At 65.7% G+C, this 16,709-nt stretch carries 18 protein-coding genes; 9 read left to right on the top strand and 9 right to left on the bottom strand.

From position 1 onward, the window contains the following. Positions 1-33: 33 nt before the first annotated feature. On the top strand, positions 34-1,302 hold the full coding sequence (locus tag AC5P7R_RS05690) for a hypothetical protein (protein ID WP_478435900.1): 1,269 nt from the start codon (positions 34-36) through the stop codon (positions 1,300-1,302). Between the two features lie 52 nt (positions 1,303-1,354). Here AC5P7R_RS05690 and AC5P7R_RS05685 read toward each other — a convergent pair whose 3' ends face one another. From AC5P7R_RS05685 to AC5P7R_RS05675, 3 genes are read right to left on the bottom strand one after another with little or no spacing between them, the layout of a single operon-like run. Further along, positions 1,355-2,683 carry an XVIPCD domain-containing protein gene (locus AC5P7R_RS05685; protein WP_478435899.1) on the bottom strand — a complete coding sequence of 443 codons (1,329 nt, stop codon included), beginning with the start codon at positions 2,681-2,683 and terminating at the stop codon, positions 1,355-1,357. Then, entirely contained in the window at positions 2,680-3,333 is a 654-nt protein-coding gene (locus AC5P7R_RS05680; protein ID WP_021202801.1) for a hypothetical protein, read from the bottom strand. Before AC5P7R_RS05680 ends, AC5P7R_RS05685 begins: the two co-directional genes overlap by 4 nt. A gap of 43 nt (positions 3,334-3,376) precedes the next feature. Then, complete coding sequence (locus AC5P7R_RS05675) at positions 3,377-4,048, bottom strand: hypothetical protein (protein WP_021202802.1); 672 nt, start codon at positions 4,046-4,048, stop codon at positions 3,377-3,379. A gap of 239 nt (positions 4,049-4,287) precedes the next feature. Between AC5P7R_RS05675 and AC5P7R_RS05670 the strand changes: the two genes are divergently transcribed. After that, the gene (locus AC5P7R_RS05670) at positions 4,288-4,806 is read left to right on the top strand and encodes a GNAT family N-acetyltransferase (RefSeq protein ID WP_478435898.1); all 519 of its coding nucleotides are present in this window, start codon (positions 4,288-4,290) and stop codon (positions 4,804-4,806) included. A 20-nt stretch (positions 4,807-4,826) separates the two neighbouring features. Here the strand turns inward: AC5P7R_RS05670 and AC5P7R_RS05665 are convergent, their stop codons facing one another. Both AC5P7R_RS05665 and AC5P7R_RS05660 read right to left on the bottom strand, forming a co-directional pair. Further along, a complete protein-coding gene (locus tag AC5P7R_RS05665) occupies positions 4,827-5,213 on the bottom strand; it encodes an acetyltransferase (RefSeq protein ID WP_495213786.1) in 387 nt (128 codons plus the stop codon). A 68-nt stretch (positions 5,214-5,281) separates the two neighbouring features. After that, positions 5,282-6,010, bottom strand: a complete 729-nt coding sequence (locus AC5P7R_RS05660; protein WP_478405346.1) for an NAD(P)H-dependent oxidoreductase — start codon at positions 6,008-6,010, stop codon at positions 5,282-5,284. Between the two features lie 78 nt (positions 6,011-6,088). Here AC5P7R_RS05660 and AC5P7R_RS05655 point away from each other — a divergent pair, with 78 nt between their 5' ends. From AC5P7R_RS05655 to orn, 3 genes are all read left to right on the top strand, one after another. Then, positions 6,089-6,448, top strand: coding sequence for a winged helix-turn-helix transcriptional regulator (locus AC5P7R_RS05655; protein WP_021202806.1), 360 nt, complete (start codon positions 6,089-6,091; stop codon positions 6,446-6,448). Between the two features lie 75 nt (positions 6,449-6,523). Next, positions 6,524-7,048 carry a tRNA adenosine(34) deaminase TadA gene (gene tadA / locus AC5P7R_RS05650; protein ID WP_021202807.1) on the top strand — a complete coding sequence of 175 codons (525 nt, stop codon included), beginning with the start codon at positions 6,524-6,526 and terminating at the stop codon, positions 7,046-7,048. Positions 7,049-7,123: 75 nt separating this feature from the next. After that, complete coding sequence (gene orn, locus AC5P7R_RS05645; protein ID WP_228354623.1) at positions 7,124-7,696, top strand: oligoribonuclease; 573 nt, start codon at positions 7,124-7,126, stop codon at positions 7,694-7,696. 113 nt (positions 7,697-7,809) lie between these two features. Here the strand turns inward: orn and AC5P7R_RS05640 are convergent, their stop codons facing one another. Further along, positions 7,810-8,364 carry a DUF4189 domain-containing protein gene (locus AC5P7R_RS05640; protein WP_152525789.1) on the bottom strand — a complete coding sequence of 185 codons (555 nt, stop codon included), beginning with the start codon at positions 8,362-8,364 and terminating at the stop codon, positions 7,810-7,812. A gap of 121 nt (positions 8,365-8,485) precedes the next feature. Between AC5P7R_RS05640 and AC5P7R_RS05635 the strand changes: the two genes are divergently transcribed. Together AC5P7R_RS05635 and AC5P7R_RS05630 are read left to right on the top strand one after the other, a co-directional pair. Next, positions 8,486-9,361: an EcsC family protein gene (locus AC5P7R_RS05635; protein ID WP_478435897.1), complete on the top strand. Its 876-nt coding sequence runs from the start codon at positions 8,486-8,488 to the stop codon at positions 9,359-9,361. 139 nt (positions 9,362-9,500) lie between these two features. Next, on the top strand, positions 9,501-10,616 hold the full coding sequence (locus AC5P7R_RS05630; protein WP_478427140.1) for an alkene reductase: 1,116 nt from the start codon (positions 9,501-9,503) through the stop codon (positions 10,614-10,616). Between the two features lie 122 nt (positions 10,617-10,738). Here the strand turns inward: AC5P7R_RS05630 and AC5P7R_RS05625 are convergent, their stop codons facing one another. The 3 genes from AC5P7R_RS05625 to ppsA form a co-directional block, all read right to left on the bottom strand. Next, positions 10,739-11,632 (bottom strand): mechanosensitive ion channel family protein, encoded by an 894-nt coding sequence (locus AC5P7R_RS05625; RefSeq protein ID WP_478427139.1) that lies wholly within the window; start codon positions 11,630-11,632, stop codon positions 10,739-10,741. A gap of 111 nt (positions 11,633-11,743) precedes the next feature. Beyond that, on the bottom strand, positions 11,744-12,517 hold the full coding sequence (locus AC5P7R_RS05620; protein ID WP_227853633.1) for a hypothetical protein: 774 nt from the start codon (positions 12,515-12,517) through the stop codon (positions 11,744-11,746). Between the two features lie 159 nt (positions 12,518-12,676). Continuing rightward, positions 12,677-15,055: a phosphoenolpyruvate synthase gene (gene ppsA, locus AC5P7R_RS05615; RefSeq protein ID WP_227853634.1), complete on the bottom strand. Its 2,379-nt coding sequence runs from the start codon at positions 15,053-15,055 to the stop codon at positions 12,677-12,679. A 144-nt stretch (positions 15,056-15,199) separates the two neighbouring features. Here ppsA and ppsR point away from each other — a divergent pair, with 144 nt between their 5' ends. Next, positions 15,200-16,021: a posphoenolpyruvate synthetase regulatory kinase/phosphorylase PpsR gene (gene ppsR / locus AC5P7R_RS05610; RefSeq protein ID WP_005417170.1), complete on the top strand. Its 822-nt coding sequence runs from the start codon at positions 15,200-15,202 to the stop codon at positions 16,019-16,021. 168 nt (positions 16,022-16,189) lie between these two features. Continuing rightward, a complete protein-coding gene (locus AC5P7R_RS05605) occupies positions 16,190-16,699 on the top strand; it encodes a DUF1249 domain-containing protein (RefSeq protein ID WP_134730765.1) in 510 nt (169 codons plus the stop codon). The last annotated feature ends 10 nt before the right edge of the window (positions 16,700-16,709 follow it).

The following is a 16,709-nucleotide window of genomic DNA, read 5'->3' as shown; positions in this document are numbered from 1 at the left end:
GCCGACATGGAAACCCACTCGTAAGGACACCACATGCGAATCGTTCCCTCGAATACCCGGCACGCCGCTGCCCGCTGCACTGCATCCGTGCGCTGCCTGCCGCCGGTCTGGCTGTTGTCACTTGGACTTGTCGCGGGGGCGGCACAGGCTCAGGAGGTAGCGGCATCTGTGGTGGAGACGCCCCCCGCTGCCGAGGCTACCGTTGAGGCGCCTGCAGAGGCGGCGCCCGTTGCCCCGCGCGCGGCGGCCGACGCCGTTGTCGTGGCGCCGACGCCCGAGGTGTCGGCTGCCGTGACACCCCCTGCGCCCCCTGTGGTGGACGCGCAGCCGGCGCCGACTGCGGATCCGGCGCCGGCGCCCGTTGCGCCCGCAGCGGCGGCACCTGTGGCTGCACCGCCCGCCTCCGTCGAGCCAACCGTTCCCGCGGTAGCCCCCGCTCCGCCCGCATTGGCCATCGTGCCGTTGCCGCCAGAGCAGGCGACCGAGCGGGCGCTCGGTGCCCGCTGCCCGGTGGATCTGGCCGGGCGGCTGGCGACCCAGGGCGACCTGCTGATTGGCGCCTGCCAGGGCACCATGCCGGCGCATCTGGCCGCGTTGCTGGTCGCGCTGCCCGTGCAGGACATCCACCTGCCGCGCAGCTGGCGCGAGCGCGAGGTGCGGCAGAAGGCATGGTTCAAGGCGGTGCCGGGCTATGGCCAGCGCCCGGACTTCGTCGTGCGGATGGGCGACATCTGGGTGCGCTCGCTGGAAGGGCGCGATGCCGACAGCACGTTCTACCTGGTGTCGGCGCCGTTCACCTGCAGCGACCAGGTCGCCAACCGTGATGAGTACGGCGCGGAGCCGGTCCGCGTACCCGCAGGTGATTGCCGCGAGGCTTATGTGGCCCAGCGTGTGTACCAGGTCCGCGGGGACGCGCCGCCGAGGGATGTGACCGCCGATGCCATGCCGGCCATGCCGCCGGTGACGGACGCCGACCGTGCGCGACAGCTGTCGCGTGAGGGACGTGTCATCCTGGACCATAGCAAGTTGCAGTACGGCCCGGCCATGCGCTGGTTCGTGCAGTACCCGGAGTCTGCGCAGAAGGGCGGTCCGCGCGCCTACGGTGACTGGAACCGCGAGCACATCGCGTTCGTGGTCTGGACTGGGGATCGCTTCGAGCTGCGCGAGAAGGTCGCGCGCGCGCAGTGGCCCTGTGACCCGGTGGCACCCGGCGATCGCGCCTGTGGCGGATTCCCGGATTCCGGGCCCGATCTGTTCGTGACGGCCGCAGCATCCGTGCCAATGGCAGCGTCCAGCCCCTGAGCCGGAGTCTCGAAGTGATGCGGGAGCCGGGCTGACCGGCTCCCGCGCTGCATCAGGCCTGCAGGCTGCGGGTCTGGTTCCGCTGCTGTTCCAGCTGCTGGTCGCGCTCCAGCGCAACGCGCTGGTCGGCGGCCTGCTGGTCGATGCGCTGGCTGCTCTGTTCCAGCGGGGTGTTCATCGCCACTGCCGTATCCACCGACACACGAAGGTGGGCGGGGTCACCGCCCTGGCCCTGCACGGCGAAGCTGCGCGAGGCATCGGCATTCATGACCACTTCGTCGATGCGCTTGCCGCCTGCTGCGTGCATTTCGGCGGCCAGACTGCCTGCCAGTTGCGTGCTCATCACGTCTGGTACCCGGCCGACGCGGACATCCTGCGCGTGCACGCTACGGATCGCGTCGTTGAACAGTGGGTTGCCCACATGGTTGGCATCGTCCATTCGCAGCATGCTGGTGTGATGGCCGTTCTTCTCCGCTTCGCGGCGTGCCGGCTCACCGGGCTGCAGCGGGCCGCGGATGTGGTCGTACAGGTCGACGGCGCCGCCTGGAATGCCCCGCGCCGCGCGGGTGACACCACGGCGCAGTGATTCAACGTCGTCGCGGTACTCCTCGATCATCCTGGCGTTGTCTTTTGCCAGCTTCTGCGTTTCCGGGTGCTGCAGCACCGAGCCGTCACCGAGGAAGTTGCCCAGCTTGTGCGCGCCGAACGAGCTGCCTGCGGCGATGATCGGCCGGTCGGGGATAAGGGCGCGCAACGAGTGATTGCTGAAACCGTTCGCGGCGAGCGTGCTGATTTCATTCGGCCTGGCGTAGATGTGCACCTGGCCGAAGTGCGGCGACGCCGCGCTGACCGGATCGGAGGCCATGACATGGTTGATCATGGTGTTGCCGCCTTCCGGGATGCGGTAGCTGAGGCTGACCGCGCCATAGGCGTTGAAGGTTTCGCCCTTGACGTTGAAATGGTGCGAGGTGATCTGGGCCAGTGCGCCACCGAGAGAGTGGCCAGTGACGGTGACCTGGGGAGCAGGTACACCGTTCAAGCGAGACTGAAGCGCGACGCCTTCAAGCGTCCTTTGTGTCAGGGCAATCGCGTCAGGAGCCTGCACGTTCGTGCGTGCCACCACCATGCCGCCATCGGTCAGAATCGCATCGCGAGCTATCTGCTCGGTGCCGCGATGCGCAATGACGATCTCTTTGGTGTCTACTCGCTGATAGACGGTGCCTTGATAGCCGTTGAGGCGATTATTGACGTGCTCAAGTATCTTGTACTCATGGCCGTTTAACGTGACTTTCTCCTCTAGGCCGGGTTCACGTCGGCCGACGGCCCGATCCTTATAGGCGTCATCAGATAGCGCGGCGTAATCCTGGGAGGTGATGGTCACGGCGCCACCTCGCTTGCGGAGAGGGTGATCGTAAACAGCTTGTCCTGAAGGTCAGGGGCGTAATTGCTGCGATTGGGCTCGCCACTGGCGGGGAAATTGGGAACGCGATCTGCCTTCGGATAGACCAGATCCGGATAGTAGAGCGTATGTGCGCCACCTTCGGTCAGCGGCTTGGCGTCGACGAAGGTGAGGAAGCGGGTTTCTTCTTCAGCACCCGTTGCCTTGAGCATTGCCCCGGCGCCGGTGAACTCCCACCTGCACACGCCGCGGCCGTAGTAGTCTTCATCCAGCATGCGGTCCACATACAGCGTGCCCCGGTACTCGCCATCAGCGACCTTGCGCAGTTCCACCGGCTCCTGGCTGGTAATCCGTGCAGCCGTGCCGGTGGCCGGCTCGATATAGCCGCACTGGTCTTCATTGGTGACGTCGTACTGGGCCACGCCCTTGACCAGCGCGAAATCGCCGGGGGCGTCCTTCAGGCGCAGCACCAGTTCATAGGCCTTGCGCGGGCTGGGGTTGAGCTTGGCGAGGCCGCGCCCACCCTGGGCGACATCGGCTTCAGCAGCGGCACGTTCCTGGTTCATGGCGGTCTCCGGATGGCAGGCGGTCAACAGAAGCAGAGCAAGGCACGGAATCATCTTGTGGCGCAATGTCGGCCTCCTGGTGTGTAGGGGGAAATGTGGCACTGGCAGCTCATGGCGCGAGCGTCCGCACAGTGGTTGTGGTCGAGAACAGCGCGTCGCGCAGTTCCTCCTTGTAGGCCGACGGATCTTCTTTGCCGCTGGCAGGGAAGTTGGCAGCGAGCTCGGCGCGGGGATAAGCAGTCTTCGGATAGTAGAGAGTCAACGGCGATCCCGCGTCCATGCGCTTCTTGTCGATGAACGTCAGGAATCGCGTATCAGCTTCGCCGGTCGTGGCACGCAACATCGCGCCAACGCCGGTCAGCGTCCAGTGGCACGTACCGCGATCGTAATAGTCCTGGTCCTGCATGCGGTCGAGGTAGAACGTACCGCGGTATTCGTTCTCGCCCGTCCTGCGCAGTTCCACCGGTTCCTGGCTGGTGATGCGGCTGGCCGTGCCGGTGGACCAGATGATCCGCCCGCAGTCTTCGTAGTTGCTGACGTCATACTGGGCCACGCCCTCAACAACCGCGAACGGGCCCGGTGCATCCTTCACTGTCAGCACCAGTTCGTAGGCCTGCTTCGGCGCCGGGTTGAGCCTGGCCAGGCCGCGTCCACCCGCAGCAACGTCGCGCTCGGCATCGGCATAAGGTGAGCACGCGGCCAGCGGCAATAGCGCGATCAACGCCAACAACGGCCGTCCCCTGTGTTCGCGCTGTGCTACATCCATGGCCCGGTCCTGCATGGCGCGTCCATGTCCATATATCATTCCTGGATGACAGGTTTTCCGATTATGGAGCGTGTCGGCAAGCCATTGCCACCCGGCGCGCCATGTTTTTGACGCGCCGGCGGGTGCTACCTCGGGCGTATCGCCTGCGCCGTGGGCGATCCGGTGTTTCCGCTGGCGCTGCGCGCGACGCAGGCTCTTCTGCAGATGTGTGATTCAAATCAATAATTCACATTTCCATCACAGAGACGGGCGCCATGAATTACACAATTCGGCCTGAGTCCAGTAAAGACCGGGCAAGCATCCACGCACTCACTGAGGCGGCCTTCCGTGATGCGCCGCACAGCAGCCACACCGAGCAGTTCATTGTCGATGCGCTGCGTTCGCGTGGAGAGCTGAGTCTTTCGCTGGTCGCCGAGAAGGACGGGCAGGTCGTCGGGCACATCGCCCTGTCGCCGGTGACGATAAGCGATGGCAGCACCGGCTGGTTTGGCGTGGGACCCATCTCGGTGCTGCCCGGATGCCAGGGGCAGGGCATTGGCGCAGCGCTGATGCACGCGGCGCTCGACGCATTGCGTGGGCAGGGCGCGCAGGGCTGCGTCGTGCTGGGGGAGCCGTCCTACTACGGGCGATTCGGGTTCCATGCCGAACCGGGCCTGGTACTGCCGGGTGTTCCAGCAGCGTGCTTCCAGGCCCTCTCCCTGGTGCCGCCGATCGCGCAGGGCGAAGTGCGCTACTCAGCGGCATTCGAGGCAAGCGCCCCGCCCGTGGATTGACCCCGCCGCCGGGGCTGATCTCAGCCCTCGTACCGGAGATGGATCAGCGGATACGGGCGGCCCTGCGAATCCAGCGGTGAACGTCCGGTTGCGACGAAGCCCATGCGCTGGTAGAAGCCGACGGCCTGTGCGTTCTGTTCGTTGACGTCGGTACTGAGCTGCGGATGCAGGGCCAGCGCATGCTGCAGCAGTCGCCTGCCGATACCGGTACCGCGCACGTCAGGATCGATGAACAGCGCTTCCATGTGCGTGCCATCGATGAGCATGAAGCCAAGGGGGCGGTCCTGAGCGTCGATGGCCTGGCGGTCTTCTGCGCTGAGGAAGTCGTGGGTGGCGTCGACGGCGCGGCGCCAGAGGTCGACGAGGGCGGCGCCGTCGTCGGCGCGCGAGGCGCGAAGGGTGGTCATGGGTTCACCAAGGTGCTTTCAATGAGCACGTAGTATCGCGCGTCCCGACCCAGCGTGCAGACCTGGATTCATCCGGCGTTGCGATGGCGGATGAAGGGGCTGTAGGTGGTGGCCTCCGCGCGCAGCACCACGCCGTCCTCGAAATCCGCGCTGTCGTTGAAGGGCACGGTGGGCCACTGCGTCCAGTGCGCCAGGCGTTCGCGGTAGTAGTGCGTTGCTGCAGCCAGTGCCTCGTCGTGTGCCTGCGCGCGCTCCGGTGCCAGCCCGGAACGCACGCCGTGCACCACATGCGGTTCCATCACATCGAAGCCGACGTAGCGCAGGCTGTACATCAACGGCCACAGCAACAGGCGGGTATCACCCTCACGGCCATCCACCGCGCAGGCCCGCGCCGAAGCGCCGGTGGTGACGCTGAGCAGGGCACGCTTGCCGCGCATCGCGCCGTGTTCGTGGCGCAGGCGGCTGTTGTACATCGGCCCGTAGACCAGTACGCGGTCCAGCCAGCCCTTGAGGATCACCCGATCCGCAGCCCGCAGCAACTGCAGATGACGCTGCACATCGGCGGGCAGCCGGGCCTGTTCGGCGCCATGACGCTGTTCGCGCTGGGCATCGAAGCGGTCGGGCTGCAGGCGCCTTGAATGATGATGGGCCGCTTCCAGTGGATCGAAGCCTTCCGCATACAGGTCGACCACGTCCACCTGCAGGGCGTCATGGCGCAGCTGTTCGGCGGCCTGCGCGGCCAGGTAGGCGTTGAACGAGCGGGGTTCGGGATGGGCAAGCAGGATCAGGGCGCGCATGGGGCGAGGTGTTGGTGGAGTGTGCGACCATCCTCGCGATGCCGGAGTGCCCCGGCAATTACGCACCTTGAGGTAACCATGGCCTGTCCGGGCGATGTCTATGCCGCCGATTGTTCGGCACGTGATGCGCTGGCGCTGATCTCCGGCAAGTGGGTGATGCTGCTGTTGCCGGCACTGGCGCAGGGGCCGCTGCGCAATGGCGCGCTGCTGCGGAAGATCGAAGGCATCTCGCAGAAGGTGTTGACCCAGACCCTGCGGCAGCTGGAGCGCAATGGCCTGGTCGAGCGGTGTGAGCTGGGCAAAAAGCCACTGCATGTGGAGTACCGGCTGACCGAAGTCGCGCGTGGCCTGGTTGACACGCTGTCCGCTCTGGACCGTTGGGCCGAGCACAACTTCCAGGCACTGGACGCCGCCCGCGAGCGCTTCGACGCACGCTAGCGGCGCCTGCACGGCCGCGGGCGTACAATGCGGCCCCGGCGGCCATCCTGGCCCTGCACACACGCGAGAACCGCCATGACCGATGCTCTGGGTGTACCGGTGCACGACGCCGATGAACGCTGGATGCGCCACGCGCTGGCCCTGGCCGAGCGCGCGCAACGCGAGTTCGATGAGATTCCGGTCGGTGCGGTACTGGTGGGCGCCGATGGCCAGCTGCTGGGCGAGGGCTGGAACCTCAACATCGCCTCGCACGATCCCAGCGCGCATGCCGAGATCGTGGCCATGCGGGCCGGTGGCACGCGGCTGGCCAACCATCGGCTGCTCGGCAGCACTCTGTACGTGACCCTGGAACCGTGCGCAATGTGTGCGATGGCGATCGTGCATGCACGCGTTGCCCGCCTGGTCTACGGCGCCAGCGACCCCAAGACCGGCGCCTGCGGCAGCGTGTTCGACCTGCTCGGCGATGCCCGCCACAACCACCGGGTGGAGATCCATGGTGGGGTGCTGGCCAAGGAGGCCAGCATGCGCCTGACCAATTATTTCCGCGCCAAGCGTGGCAAGCCGCCGTTGCTGCTGGAAGACCACGCCGGCGAGGGCTGAGAGGCGAAAGGGTATGATGGGCGCCTCTTTCCCTTACCGGTAGGCCGCGCGCCTGCCCAGCAACGAGGCGACACAATGGCGGACACCGGCGCGGCCAACGAGCGACTGATCTGGATCGACCTGGAAATGACCGGGTTGGATACCGATAACGATTCGATCATCGAGATCGCCACGGTGGTGACCGATGCCCAGCTCAATGTGCTGGCCGAGGGCCCGGAGTTCGCCATCCATCACCCGCTGGAAACGCTGGAAGCGATGGACGAGTGGAACCGCAACCAGCACCGTCGCTCGGGCCTGTGGCAGCGCGTGGTGGACAGCACCACCACGCTGGCCCAGGCCGAGGCGCAGACCGTGAACTTCCTGGCGCAGTGGATCCCGGCTGGCCTGTCGCCGATGTGCGGGAACTCGATCTGCCAGGACCGTCGCTTCCTGCACCGCCAGATGCCGCGCCTGGAGAAGTACTTTCACTACCGCAACCTGGACGTGTCCACGGTGAAGGAACTGGCCAAGCGCTGGGCGCCGACCGTGGCCGCCGGCGTCGGCAAGAACAGCAACCACACCGCGCTGAGCGACGTGCACGACTCGATCGCCGAGCTGCGCCATTACCGCCAGTTCATGGGCGCGCTGTCGGGCTTGCCCACGGCCTGAACAACAACGCCGGGCATGGCCCGGCGCTACCGGATGACACGCGAACTGGTAGTGCCGGCCGCTGGCCGGCAATTCAGAAACGGGGGACAGAACCGCTCCCCCTGTTTCCACCGTCAAGGAGACCAGTTGGGTCCGGGGTCGGGACCACGGCCATACAGGTTGACTGGCCGGCCGCAAGTGAAATGAACCGGTCGGCAGCCGTTGGGGCAGGCCTGGCGTGCGACCTCGGTGCCGAGTGCCAATTCGTTGTCGCTGCGGAAGACCACTTCAAACTGGCCAGTGTCGTAGTGCTGCAATGCGTAGGCACATCTTTCAGTGAACGAGGCAATGATCTCGCACTGTGTTCCGCTGCGCTTGTTACAGGTCTTCAATGCCTCTTTCTCGGCAGCCTTCTGTTTGTGTTGGCGAACGCTCCATGCGAGGAGTGTGCCGTTCGGCGAGCGGGCAAATGCAACCCATTCGGAGCCCATCTTTACTCGGGTGGTTGGGATGGACGGAGCAAGTCCGGCATCGCCACCACCGCCTCCGGGAATCGGCGCACAACCCAACACGCCTTGCCCGCCAATAGGGTAGGAACCCGGTGGGCATCGACCTTCGGCCTTGACGATGTGAGGCAGGCCGAGAGCAGCGAGGGAAAGGGTGCAGAGCAGCAGTAGTCGGGCGAGCATGGGGCGTCCTTGCCTGGGTTGTTCCATGGCCCCATGAAAGCGGGGCTGCTGGCGGGATCATAGACCGGTGGCGAGGTTGCTACCACCCTCCGTTCAACTCCCTGGCGCTAAGATCGGCGCCATGAACGAGCCCATCCTGCTTCCCCGCGACATCGCCCACGACGCCCGCGACTGGTCCGACCTGCAGCGCGCGGTGGCCCTGCTGGAAGCTCCGACCCTGACCGCGCGCATGGCCAATCTGGTCGGCACGCCGCTGGAGTTCGCGGTGAAGGCGCTGCCCAGCTCGGTCTCCAACCGCATCCACGGTGCGGTGCAGGCAGCGCTGAGCAAATCGGCACAGGCCGCGCTGTGGAGCATGGACAATACCCCCGGCAAGGTGGCGTCCACCCGCTGGCACAAGCTGGCGGCGGCCACCTCGGGCGCGGTCGGCGGTGCCTTTGGTTTCGCGGCCTTGTTCATCGAACTGCCGGTGTCGACCACCATCATGATGCGCGCCGTGGCCGACGTGGCCCGCAGCGAGGGCTTCGACCTGTCCGAGTTCAGCACCCGGCAGGCGTGCCTGGAGGTGTTCGCGCTCGGTGGCAACTCGCCGCGCGACGACGCCAGCGAGACCGGCTACTACCTGGCCCGCGGCTTCACCACGGATGTGATGCGCCACCTGTCGGCCGAGCTGGCCGGGCGGGTGGTGACCGGCCGCGACCTGACCCTGGGCGTGGCGCCGAAGGAAGCCGGCAAGCTGCTGGCGAAGCTGGTGGAGAAGGTGGCGGCGCGCTTCGGCGTGGTGGTCACCGAGAAGTTCGCCGCACAGGCGGTGCCGATCGTCGGTGCTGCCGCCGGTGCAACGCTGAATACCATGTTCACCGACTACTACCAGGACATGGCGCGCGGCCACTTCATCGTGCGCCGGCTGGAGTTGAAGTACGGGGAAGATGTGGTGCGCGCCTGCTATGACCGCGTGGCACACGGTGCGGTAAAGATCGAGCCAAGGGTGGAGTAGATCCACGCCATGCGTGGATGAGCCCTCGTACCGGGTGATCCTTGCCGTGGGGGAACAACTGTTTTGCCAGTGCGTGCCTGTTGCGGGGCGGGCGCCATCCCCATTCTTTGCGGCACTCCCCCCGCAAGAGATGTCCGCCATGTTGTTCACCTCCCACCGTCTGGGCCCGCTGACCCTGCCCAACCGCATCGTGATGCCGCCGATGACCCGCTCGCGTGCGGCTGCCGGCAATGTTGCTACCGCCGAGATGGCGACCTACTACGCGCAGCGTGCCGGTGCCGGCCTGATTGTCAGCGAAGGCACCCAGATCAGCCCGCAGGGCCAGGGCTATGCCTGGACGCCGGGCATCCACAGCCCCGAACAGGTAAAGGGCTGGCGGCAGGTTACCGATGCGGTGCACGCCGCCGGTGGCCGCATCTACGCGCAGTTGTGGCACGTCGGCCGCGTCTCGCATGTGGCCCTGCAGCCCGATGGCGCAGCGCCGGTGTCTTCCTCGGCATTGCTGGCCGATGGCGTGAAAGTGTTCGTCGACCCGACAGGGGCAGGTCCCGAAGCCGGCGTCGGCGAGATGATCCAGCATTCGATGCCGCGTGCGCTGCGCGAAGACGAGATTCCGGGCATCGTCGCCGATTACGCGCAGGCCGCCCGCAATGCGCTGGAGGCGGGCTTCGACGGCGTCGAACTGCATGGCGCCAATGGCTACCTGATCAACCAGTTCATCGACTCGCAGGCCAACCAGCGTACCGATGGCTATGGCGGTTCGCTGCAGAACCGGCTGCGCTTCCTGCGCGAGGTCGTGCAGGCGGTGGTCGAGGTTGCCGGTGGCGAGCGTGTGGGCGTGCGCCTGGCGCCGCTGACTACGCTGCAGGGGGCGGTGGACGATACGCCGCAGGCGACCTATCTGGCTGCCGCACACCTGCTCGGTGAGATGGGGGTGGGCTACCTGCACATTGCCGAGGCCGACTGGGACGATGCACCGCCGATGCCGGTGGCGTTCAAGCAGGCGCTGCGCATGGTCTACCCGGGTACGCTGATCTACGCCGGCAAGTACACCGCCGAGCGCGCCGGGCAGGCACTGGCCGAAGGCTGGGCTGACCTGATCGGCTTTGGCCGGCCGTTCATCGCCAACCCGGATCTGCCTGAGCGCCTGCGACTGGGGGCGGAACTGAATCCGCCGGATCGTGCAACATTCTTTGGCGGTGGCGCGGTTGGCTTCACCGATTACCCGACGCTGGAAGAGAGCGTCGCGGCCTGATCCTGAAGGCTGCCGGCCAGCGGCCGGCACTACCGGGGGCGCGGGTAGCGCCGGCCGCTGGCCGGCATTTCAGTCAGGCGGCGGGGGTAGTGCCGGCCGCTGGCCGGCAGCCCGGGGATGGATCAGGGCTTGTCGCGCACCAGCGCGTCGGCCTCCACCACGCTGCCATCCTTTCCATGCAGGTACAGGTGCATGTCCTGCTGCGGATACGGAATGTTGATGCCGGCCTTGTCATAGCCCAGCTTCAGCTGCTCCAGCAGCGTGACCTTGGTGCCGAACCAGTCGGCCGACTTCACGTAGCAGCGGATGCCGAGGTTGATCGCATGCGCCCCCAACTCGTACACCACCACGTCCGGTGCCGGCGTCTGCAGCACGCGCGGGTCCGCCTTCATCAGCGCCAGCGCGGTGTCGCGTGCCAGCTGGATGTTGTCCTCGTAGCCGATGCCGATTACCAGTTCGACGCGGCGGGTCGGCTCGGCGGTCAGGTTGATGATCGGCGCGGCGGTGATCAGCGTGTTCGGAATGGTGGTGTGCTGGTTGTCGGCACCGGTGATGACGGTCTGGAAAATGCGCACTTCGCGCACCGTGCCGGTCTGTCCGGCAACGGTGACCACGTCGCCGACGCGGAACGGCCGCAGTGTCACCAGCATCACGCCCGAGGCGATGTTGGACAGCGAATCCTTCAGGGCAAGGCCAACGGCCAGGCCGGCGGTGCCGAGCACGGCCAGCAGCGGCGTGATCTGCACGCCCAGCGTGCCGATGGCCAGCACCACCACGATCACCAGCGATGCGGCGTACACCACGTTGCGCAGGAAGCTGCCCAGCATCGGGTCCACGCCCATGCGCGCTGTGGCGCGCGGCATCGCGTTGGACAGGCGACGCGCCACCCACAGGCCCACCAGCAGCACCACGATGGCGGCCAGTAACGGCACACCGTAGGTTTCCAGCAGGCGCTCCCAGTTGAGCGAGTGGAACCAGGGCGTTGCGGCGGGGGCGGGTGGGGCTGTAGCAATCATGCGGGCTCCTTGTCGAACGGGCGCGGCGCTCAAGAACGCCAAAAACTGAAGACCCCGCAGAGGCGGGGTTGCATGCGGGCAAATTATCGGCACGGCGGGATGAACGTGATGTCACCCATCTTCGATCAATGCGCCCGTACCCTTGAGCAGCGAGCGTAGTCCCTGCACCAGATGCGGTTCTACCGTGCTGAGCCAGAGGCGGCCGGGCACCAGCTCTTCCAATGTGCAGCCGGGGGTACTTTGCAGTATCCCAGCCAATGTCTTGTCGGGCGCGACGGGTGCACCCAGCTGTGCCGGATTGAGCAGACTAAGCGGGAAAATGTTGCGGGCCTTGTGCAGGCGCACCTCTGGCGGGGCGTCATACCAGATCTGGTTGCGGTCTTCTTCGTCCTGCGGCTGTGTGCCATCGCAGTAGCTCATGATGTAGGCCTGCGGGCTCCGCTCGAAGGGCGGGTGGGTGACGTAGCCAAAGTCCCAGTCATACAGAGCGATCAGCCCCACCAGGAGCTCGCGGAAGGACTGCGGTTCCAGAGAAAAGCGAGCGTCCTTGGAGAACAGAACGAATTCCGTTCCAAGCTCACAACTGGAGGAGAAGTCCACTGATGCGGTCAGATCATAGGCGGGCGCGTCACTTCCTTTGGGTACAGCGACAACACTGAGGAGAGTCAGCTCGTTGAAGCCACTGGCCAGAAGTCTTCGATGTGCTGCATTGCCCAGTTTTGCCAAGTTGCTGCTGTGGCCCTTTCCGTCAGACGCAAAGTAGGTGGCCTGTACTCCACGCTCTTCGAGCATGGATATAGCAAACTCGTGAAACTCCTGGAATTCCCGCGCTCCTGCCAACGGACCGGAGTAGTTGAACAGTCCAAGTGCGAATGGGGTGGTCATGGGGCGAACCTTGCAGGGAAGTGATTCCAGTCCTCCCAGTGTGCGTCGGCCATTTCAGGGCGCCTACTGGAATAGTTGCAAATGACATATCGGCCCAGTTGGTCCCAAAAGCAGAAACCCCGCCGAGGCGGGGTTTCTTTAATCAGCCTTACAGCCGGATCAGCCGTTGGCCTTCAGCTTGGCCAGGCGCAGCCAGGTATCAACCACGGTGTCCGGGTTCAGCGACACCGACTCGATGCCTTCCTGCATCAGCCATTCGGCCAGATCGGGGTGATCGGACGGGCCCTGGCCGCAGATGCCGACGTACTTGCCCTTGGCACGTGCTGCCTTGATCGCCATCGACAGCAGCTTCTTCACTGCCGGGTTCCGTTCGTCGAACAGGTGCGCGACGATCGACGAGTCGCGGTCCAGGCCCAGGCTCAGCTGGGTCAGGTCGTTGGAGCCGATCGAGAAGCCGTCGAAGATCTCCAGGAACTCATCGGCGAGCAGTGCGTTGGACGGCACTTCGCACATCATGATGATCTTCAGGCCGTTCTCGCCCTGCTTCAGGCCGTTCTGTTCCAGCACCTCGACGACCTTGCGGCCTTCTTCCAGGGTGCGCACGAACGGAATCATGACCCACAGGTTGTCCAGGCCCATTTCGTTGCGCACGCGCAGCACGGCCCTGCACTCCAGCGCGAAGGCGGCCGAGAAGCTCGGGTCGACGTAACGGCTGGCGCCGCGGAAGCCGATCATCGGGTTCTCTTCGTGCGGCTCGTAGTTGCTGCCGCCGATCAGGTTGGCGTACTCGTTGGACTTGAAGTCCGACAGGCGCACGATCACCGGGTTCGGTGCAACCGAGGCGGTGAGCGTGGCGATGCCTTCGGCCAGGCGGTCCACGTAGAAGCTGACCGGATCACCGTAGCCGGCGATCTTCTCGTCGATCTTCTTCTTCGTTGCCGCGTCCTGGCGGTCGTATTCCAGCAGCGCGTTCGGATGGATGCCGATGTGGCTGGCGATGATCATTTCCAGGCGGGCCAGGCCGATGCCGGCGTTCGGCAGCTGGCCGAAGTCGAAGGCACGTTCCGGGTTGGCCACGTTCATCATGATCTTCAGCGGGGCCGGCGGCATGTTGCCCAGATCGGTCGTGGTGCGTTCGAAGCCGAGCTTGCCTTCGTAGATGAAGCCGGTATCGCCTTCAGCGCAGCTGACGGTGACCAGCTGGCCATCCTCGATGACCTGGGTGGCGTTGCCCGAACCGACCACGGCTGGCACGCCCAGCTCGCGCGCGATGATCGCGGCGTGGCAGGTGCGGCCACCGCGGTTGGTGACGATGGCCGAGGCGCGCTTCATCACCGGTTCCCAATCGGGATCGGTCATGTCGGCGATCAGCACGTCGCCCGGCTGCACGCGGCTCATGTCGTCCAGCGTCTTCACCACGCGGGCCACGCCCGAACCGATCTTGGCGCCGACGGCACGGCCCTCGGCCAGCACCTTGCCGCCCTTCTCAGTCAGCGCGAAGCGCTCGATCTGGGTGGCGTGGCTGCGCGACTTCACCGTTTCCGGGCGCGCCTGCACGATGAACAGCTTGCCGCTGACACCGTCCTTGGCCCACTCGATGTCCATTGGGCGGCCGTAGTGCTTTTCGATGACCAGCGCCTGCTTGGCCAGTTCCTGCACGTCCTCGTCGCTGATCGAGAAGGTGGTGCGCAGTTCGGCCGGGGTGTCTTCAATACGGACGCGCTCACCGGGGACATCCGAATACACCATGCGGATCGCCTTGCTGCCGAGCGAGCGGCGCAGGATCGCCGGCTTGCCGGCCTGCAGGGTGGGCTTGTAGACGTAGTATTCGTCCGGATTGACCGCGCCCTGCACGACCATCTCGCCCAGGCCGAACGAGGAGGTGACGAACACCACGTCGCGGAAGCCGGACTCGGTGTCCAGGGTGAACAGCACGCCGGAGGAGCCGACGCCCGAACGCACCATCAGCTGCACGCCGGCGGACAGGAACACGTCCTCATGCTTGAAACCGTGGTGCACGCGGTAGGCGATGGCGCGGTCGTTGTACAGCGAGGCGAACACTTCCTTGACCTTGTGCACGACGTCGTCGGCACCGGTCACGTTGAGGAAGGTTTCCTGCTGTCCGGCGAAGGACGCATCCGGCAGATCCTCGGCGGTGGCAGACGAACGCACGGCCACGGCAACGTCGCCGCCGCCATTCTCGGCGCTCAGCTTGGCGTAGGCGGTGCGGATGTCCTGGTCCAGCTGCGGCTGCAGCGGGGCATCGATTACCCAGCCGCGGATTTCCTTGCCGGCGGCGGTCAGCGCATTGACGTCCTCGACGTCCAGCGTGGCCAGCCTGTCGAAGATGCGCTTGGACAGGTCGTTGTGCGCGATGAAGTCCTTGAAGGCTTCAGCGGTGGTGGCATAACCGCCCGGCACCGAAACGCCCAGACCGGCCAGGTTGCCGATCATCTCGCCCAGGGACGAATTCTTGCCGCCTACGCGGGCCAGATCGGCCAGACGCAGTTCGTGCAACCACAGGATGTTCTCGTTCAAGCGCGATGCTCCGTTTGGCCATCGCCCGAGGCGGGCTGAGTGGCCGCGTCCGTAGGAAGAAGCCGATATGATGCCGGGCAGAGCACCGTCGGCACAAGCTTGTGCTGGCGGCCTTTTTAAGCTTCGTAGGGGGTAAAAGCGCGCATGTCGACCATCCGTCCGGTGTTCTACGTTTCCGATGGAACCGGTATCACCGCTGAAACCATTGGGCATAGCCTGCTGACCCAGTTCTCCGGATTCAGCTTCATTACCGACCGAATGTCGTTTGTCGACGACCCCGAAAAAGCGCGTGAAGCCTGCGCCCGGATCCAAGCGGCAGGTGAGCGCTACCAGGTCCGGCCGATCGTGGTGAACTCCTGCGTGGACCAGAGCCTGAGCCTGATCCTGGCCGACAGCGGGGCGCTGATGCTGGATGTGTTCGCGCCGTTCATCGAGCCCCTGGAGCGTGAACTGGCCAGCCCGCGCCTGGCCCGGGTCGGCCAGGCCCACGGCATGGTCGATTTCGATACCTACCACCGCCGCATCAACGCGATGAACTTCGCCCTGACCCATGACGATGGCATTGCGGTGAACTACGACGATGCCGACGTGATCCTGGTGGCGGTGTCGCGCGCCGGCAAGACGCCCACCTGCATCTACCTGGCCCTGCATTACGGGGTGCGCGCGGCCAACTACCCGTTGACCGACGAGGACCTGGAAAGCGACCGCCTGCCGCCGCGCCTGCGCAACTACCGGCGCAAGCTGTTCGGGTTGACCATCGACCCGGACCGCCTGCAGCAGATCCGCCAGGAGCGCCGCCCGAACTCCCGCTACGCCAACCTGGACACCTGCAAGCGCGAGGTGGCCGCGGCCGAGACCATGTTCCGCATGGAGCGGATTCCGACCCTGAGCACCACGCATACCTCGATCGAGGAGATTTCCAGCAAGGTGCTGGCCACATTGGGGCTGCAGCGCGAGCTGTATTGATCCGTGCGCCACGACCAACGGTCGTGGCCTACCTCCGGGGTGATGACCCTCCTGCGCTGGGGCATCGACCCTCCTGCACGGTGGGTATCGACCGTTGGTCGATACCGAGCCCCTTTGGTCGGGGTGATCCCGCCCCCACGTTGAAGCACCAACGTGTAGGATCGACCCATGGCCCGAGCCTTGCCCCGTACCGAACGCATTCCCCGCCTGAGCCGGCTGAGCTGGCTCATGGGCCTGTACGCGGAGAACTACCGCCATCTGGTGCGCCTGTTCGAACCGGCTGGACTGATGACGGGCAGCTACGTCTCCTCGGTCGGCGATGGCCTGGACGTTCGCCTGGACGTGATCGAGTGCCACCGCTACACGGTGGAACTGCGGCTGACCTACGACCTGGCCGACCCGGTCACTGGCGAGCCTGATCCATCGGCCTATGTTCGCCTGTACCGTGACGCGCGCCAGGCCGAGACCACCCACTGCTACGTCGGCCGCCGCTGGCAGGACACCATGGGGCTGTACCCGCCGCCGGCGGAGCTGATCAGCCACCGCATGCGGATGAACACCTTCCTCGGCAAGTGGCTGGAGTACCTGGCCGAGCGCGGCCACGGCGTGGCCACGCTGCGCCGCGATGCCGATGGCGTCGCGGCGCCCGCCGAACGCCGCCTGTCGCTGGTGCGCTGATCGGCCATAA

The sequence above is a fragment of the Stenotrophomonas sp. YJH_SMC_27 genome (assembly GCF_059369815.1).
This window is presented reverse-complemented; position numbering and strand designations above follow the sequence as displayed.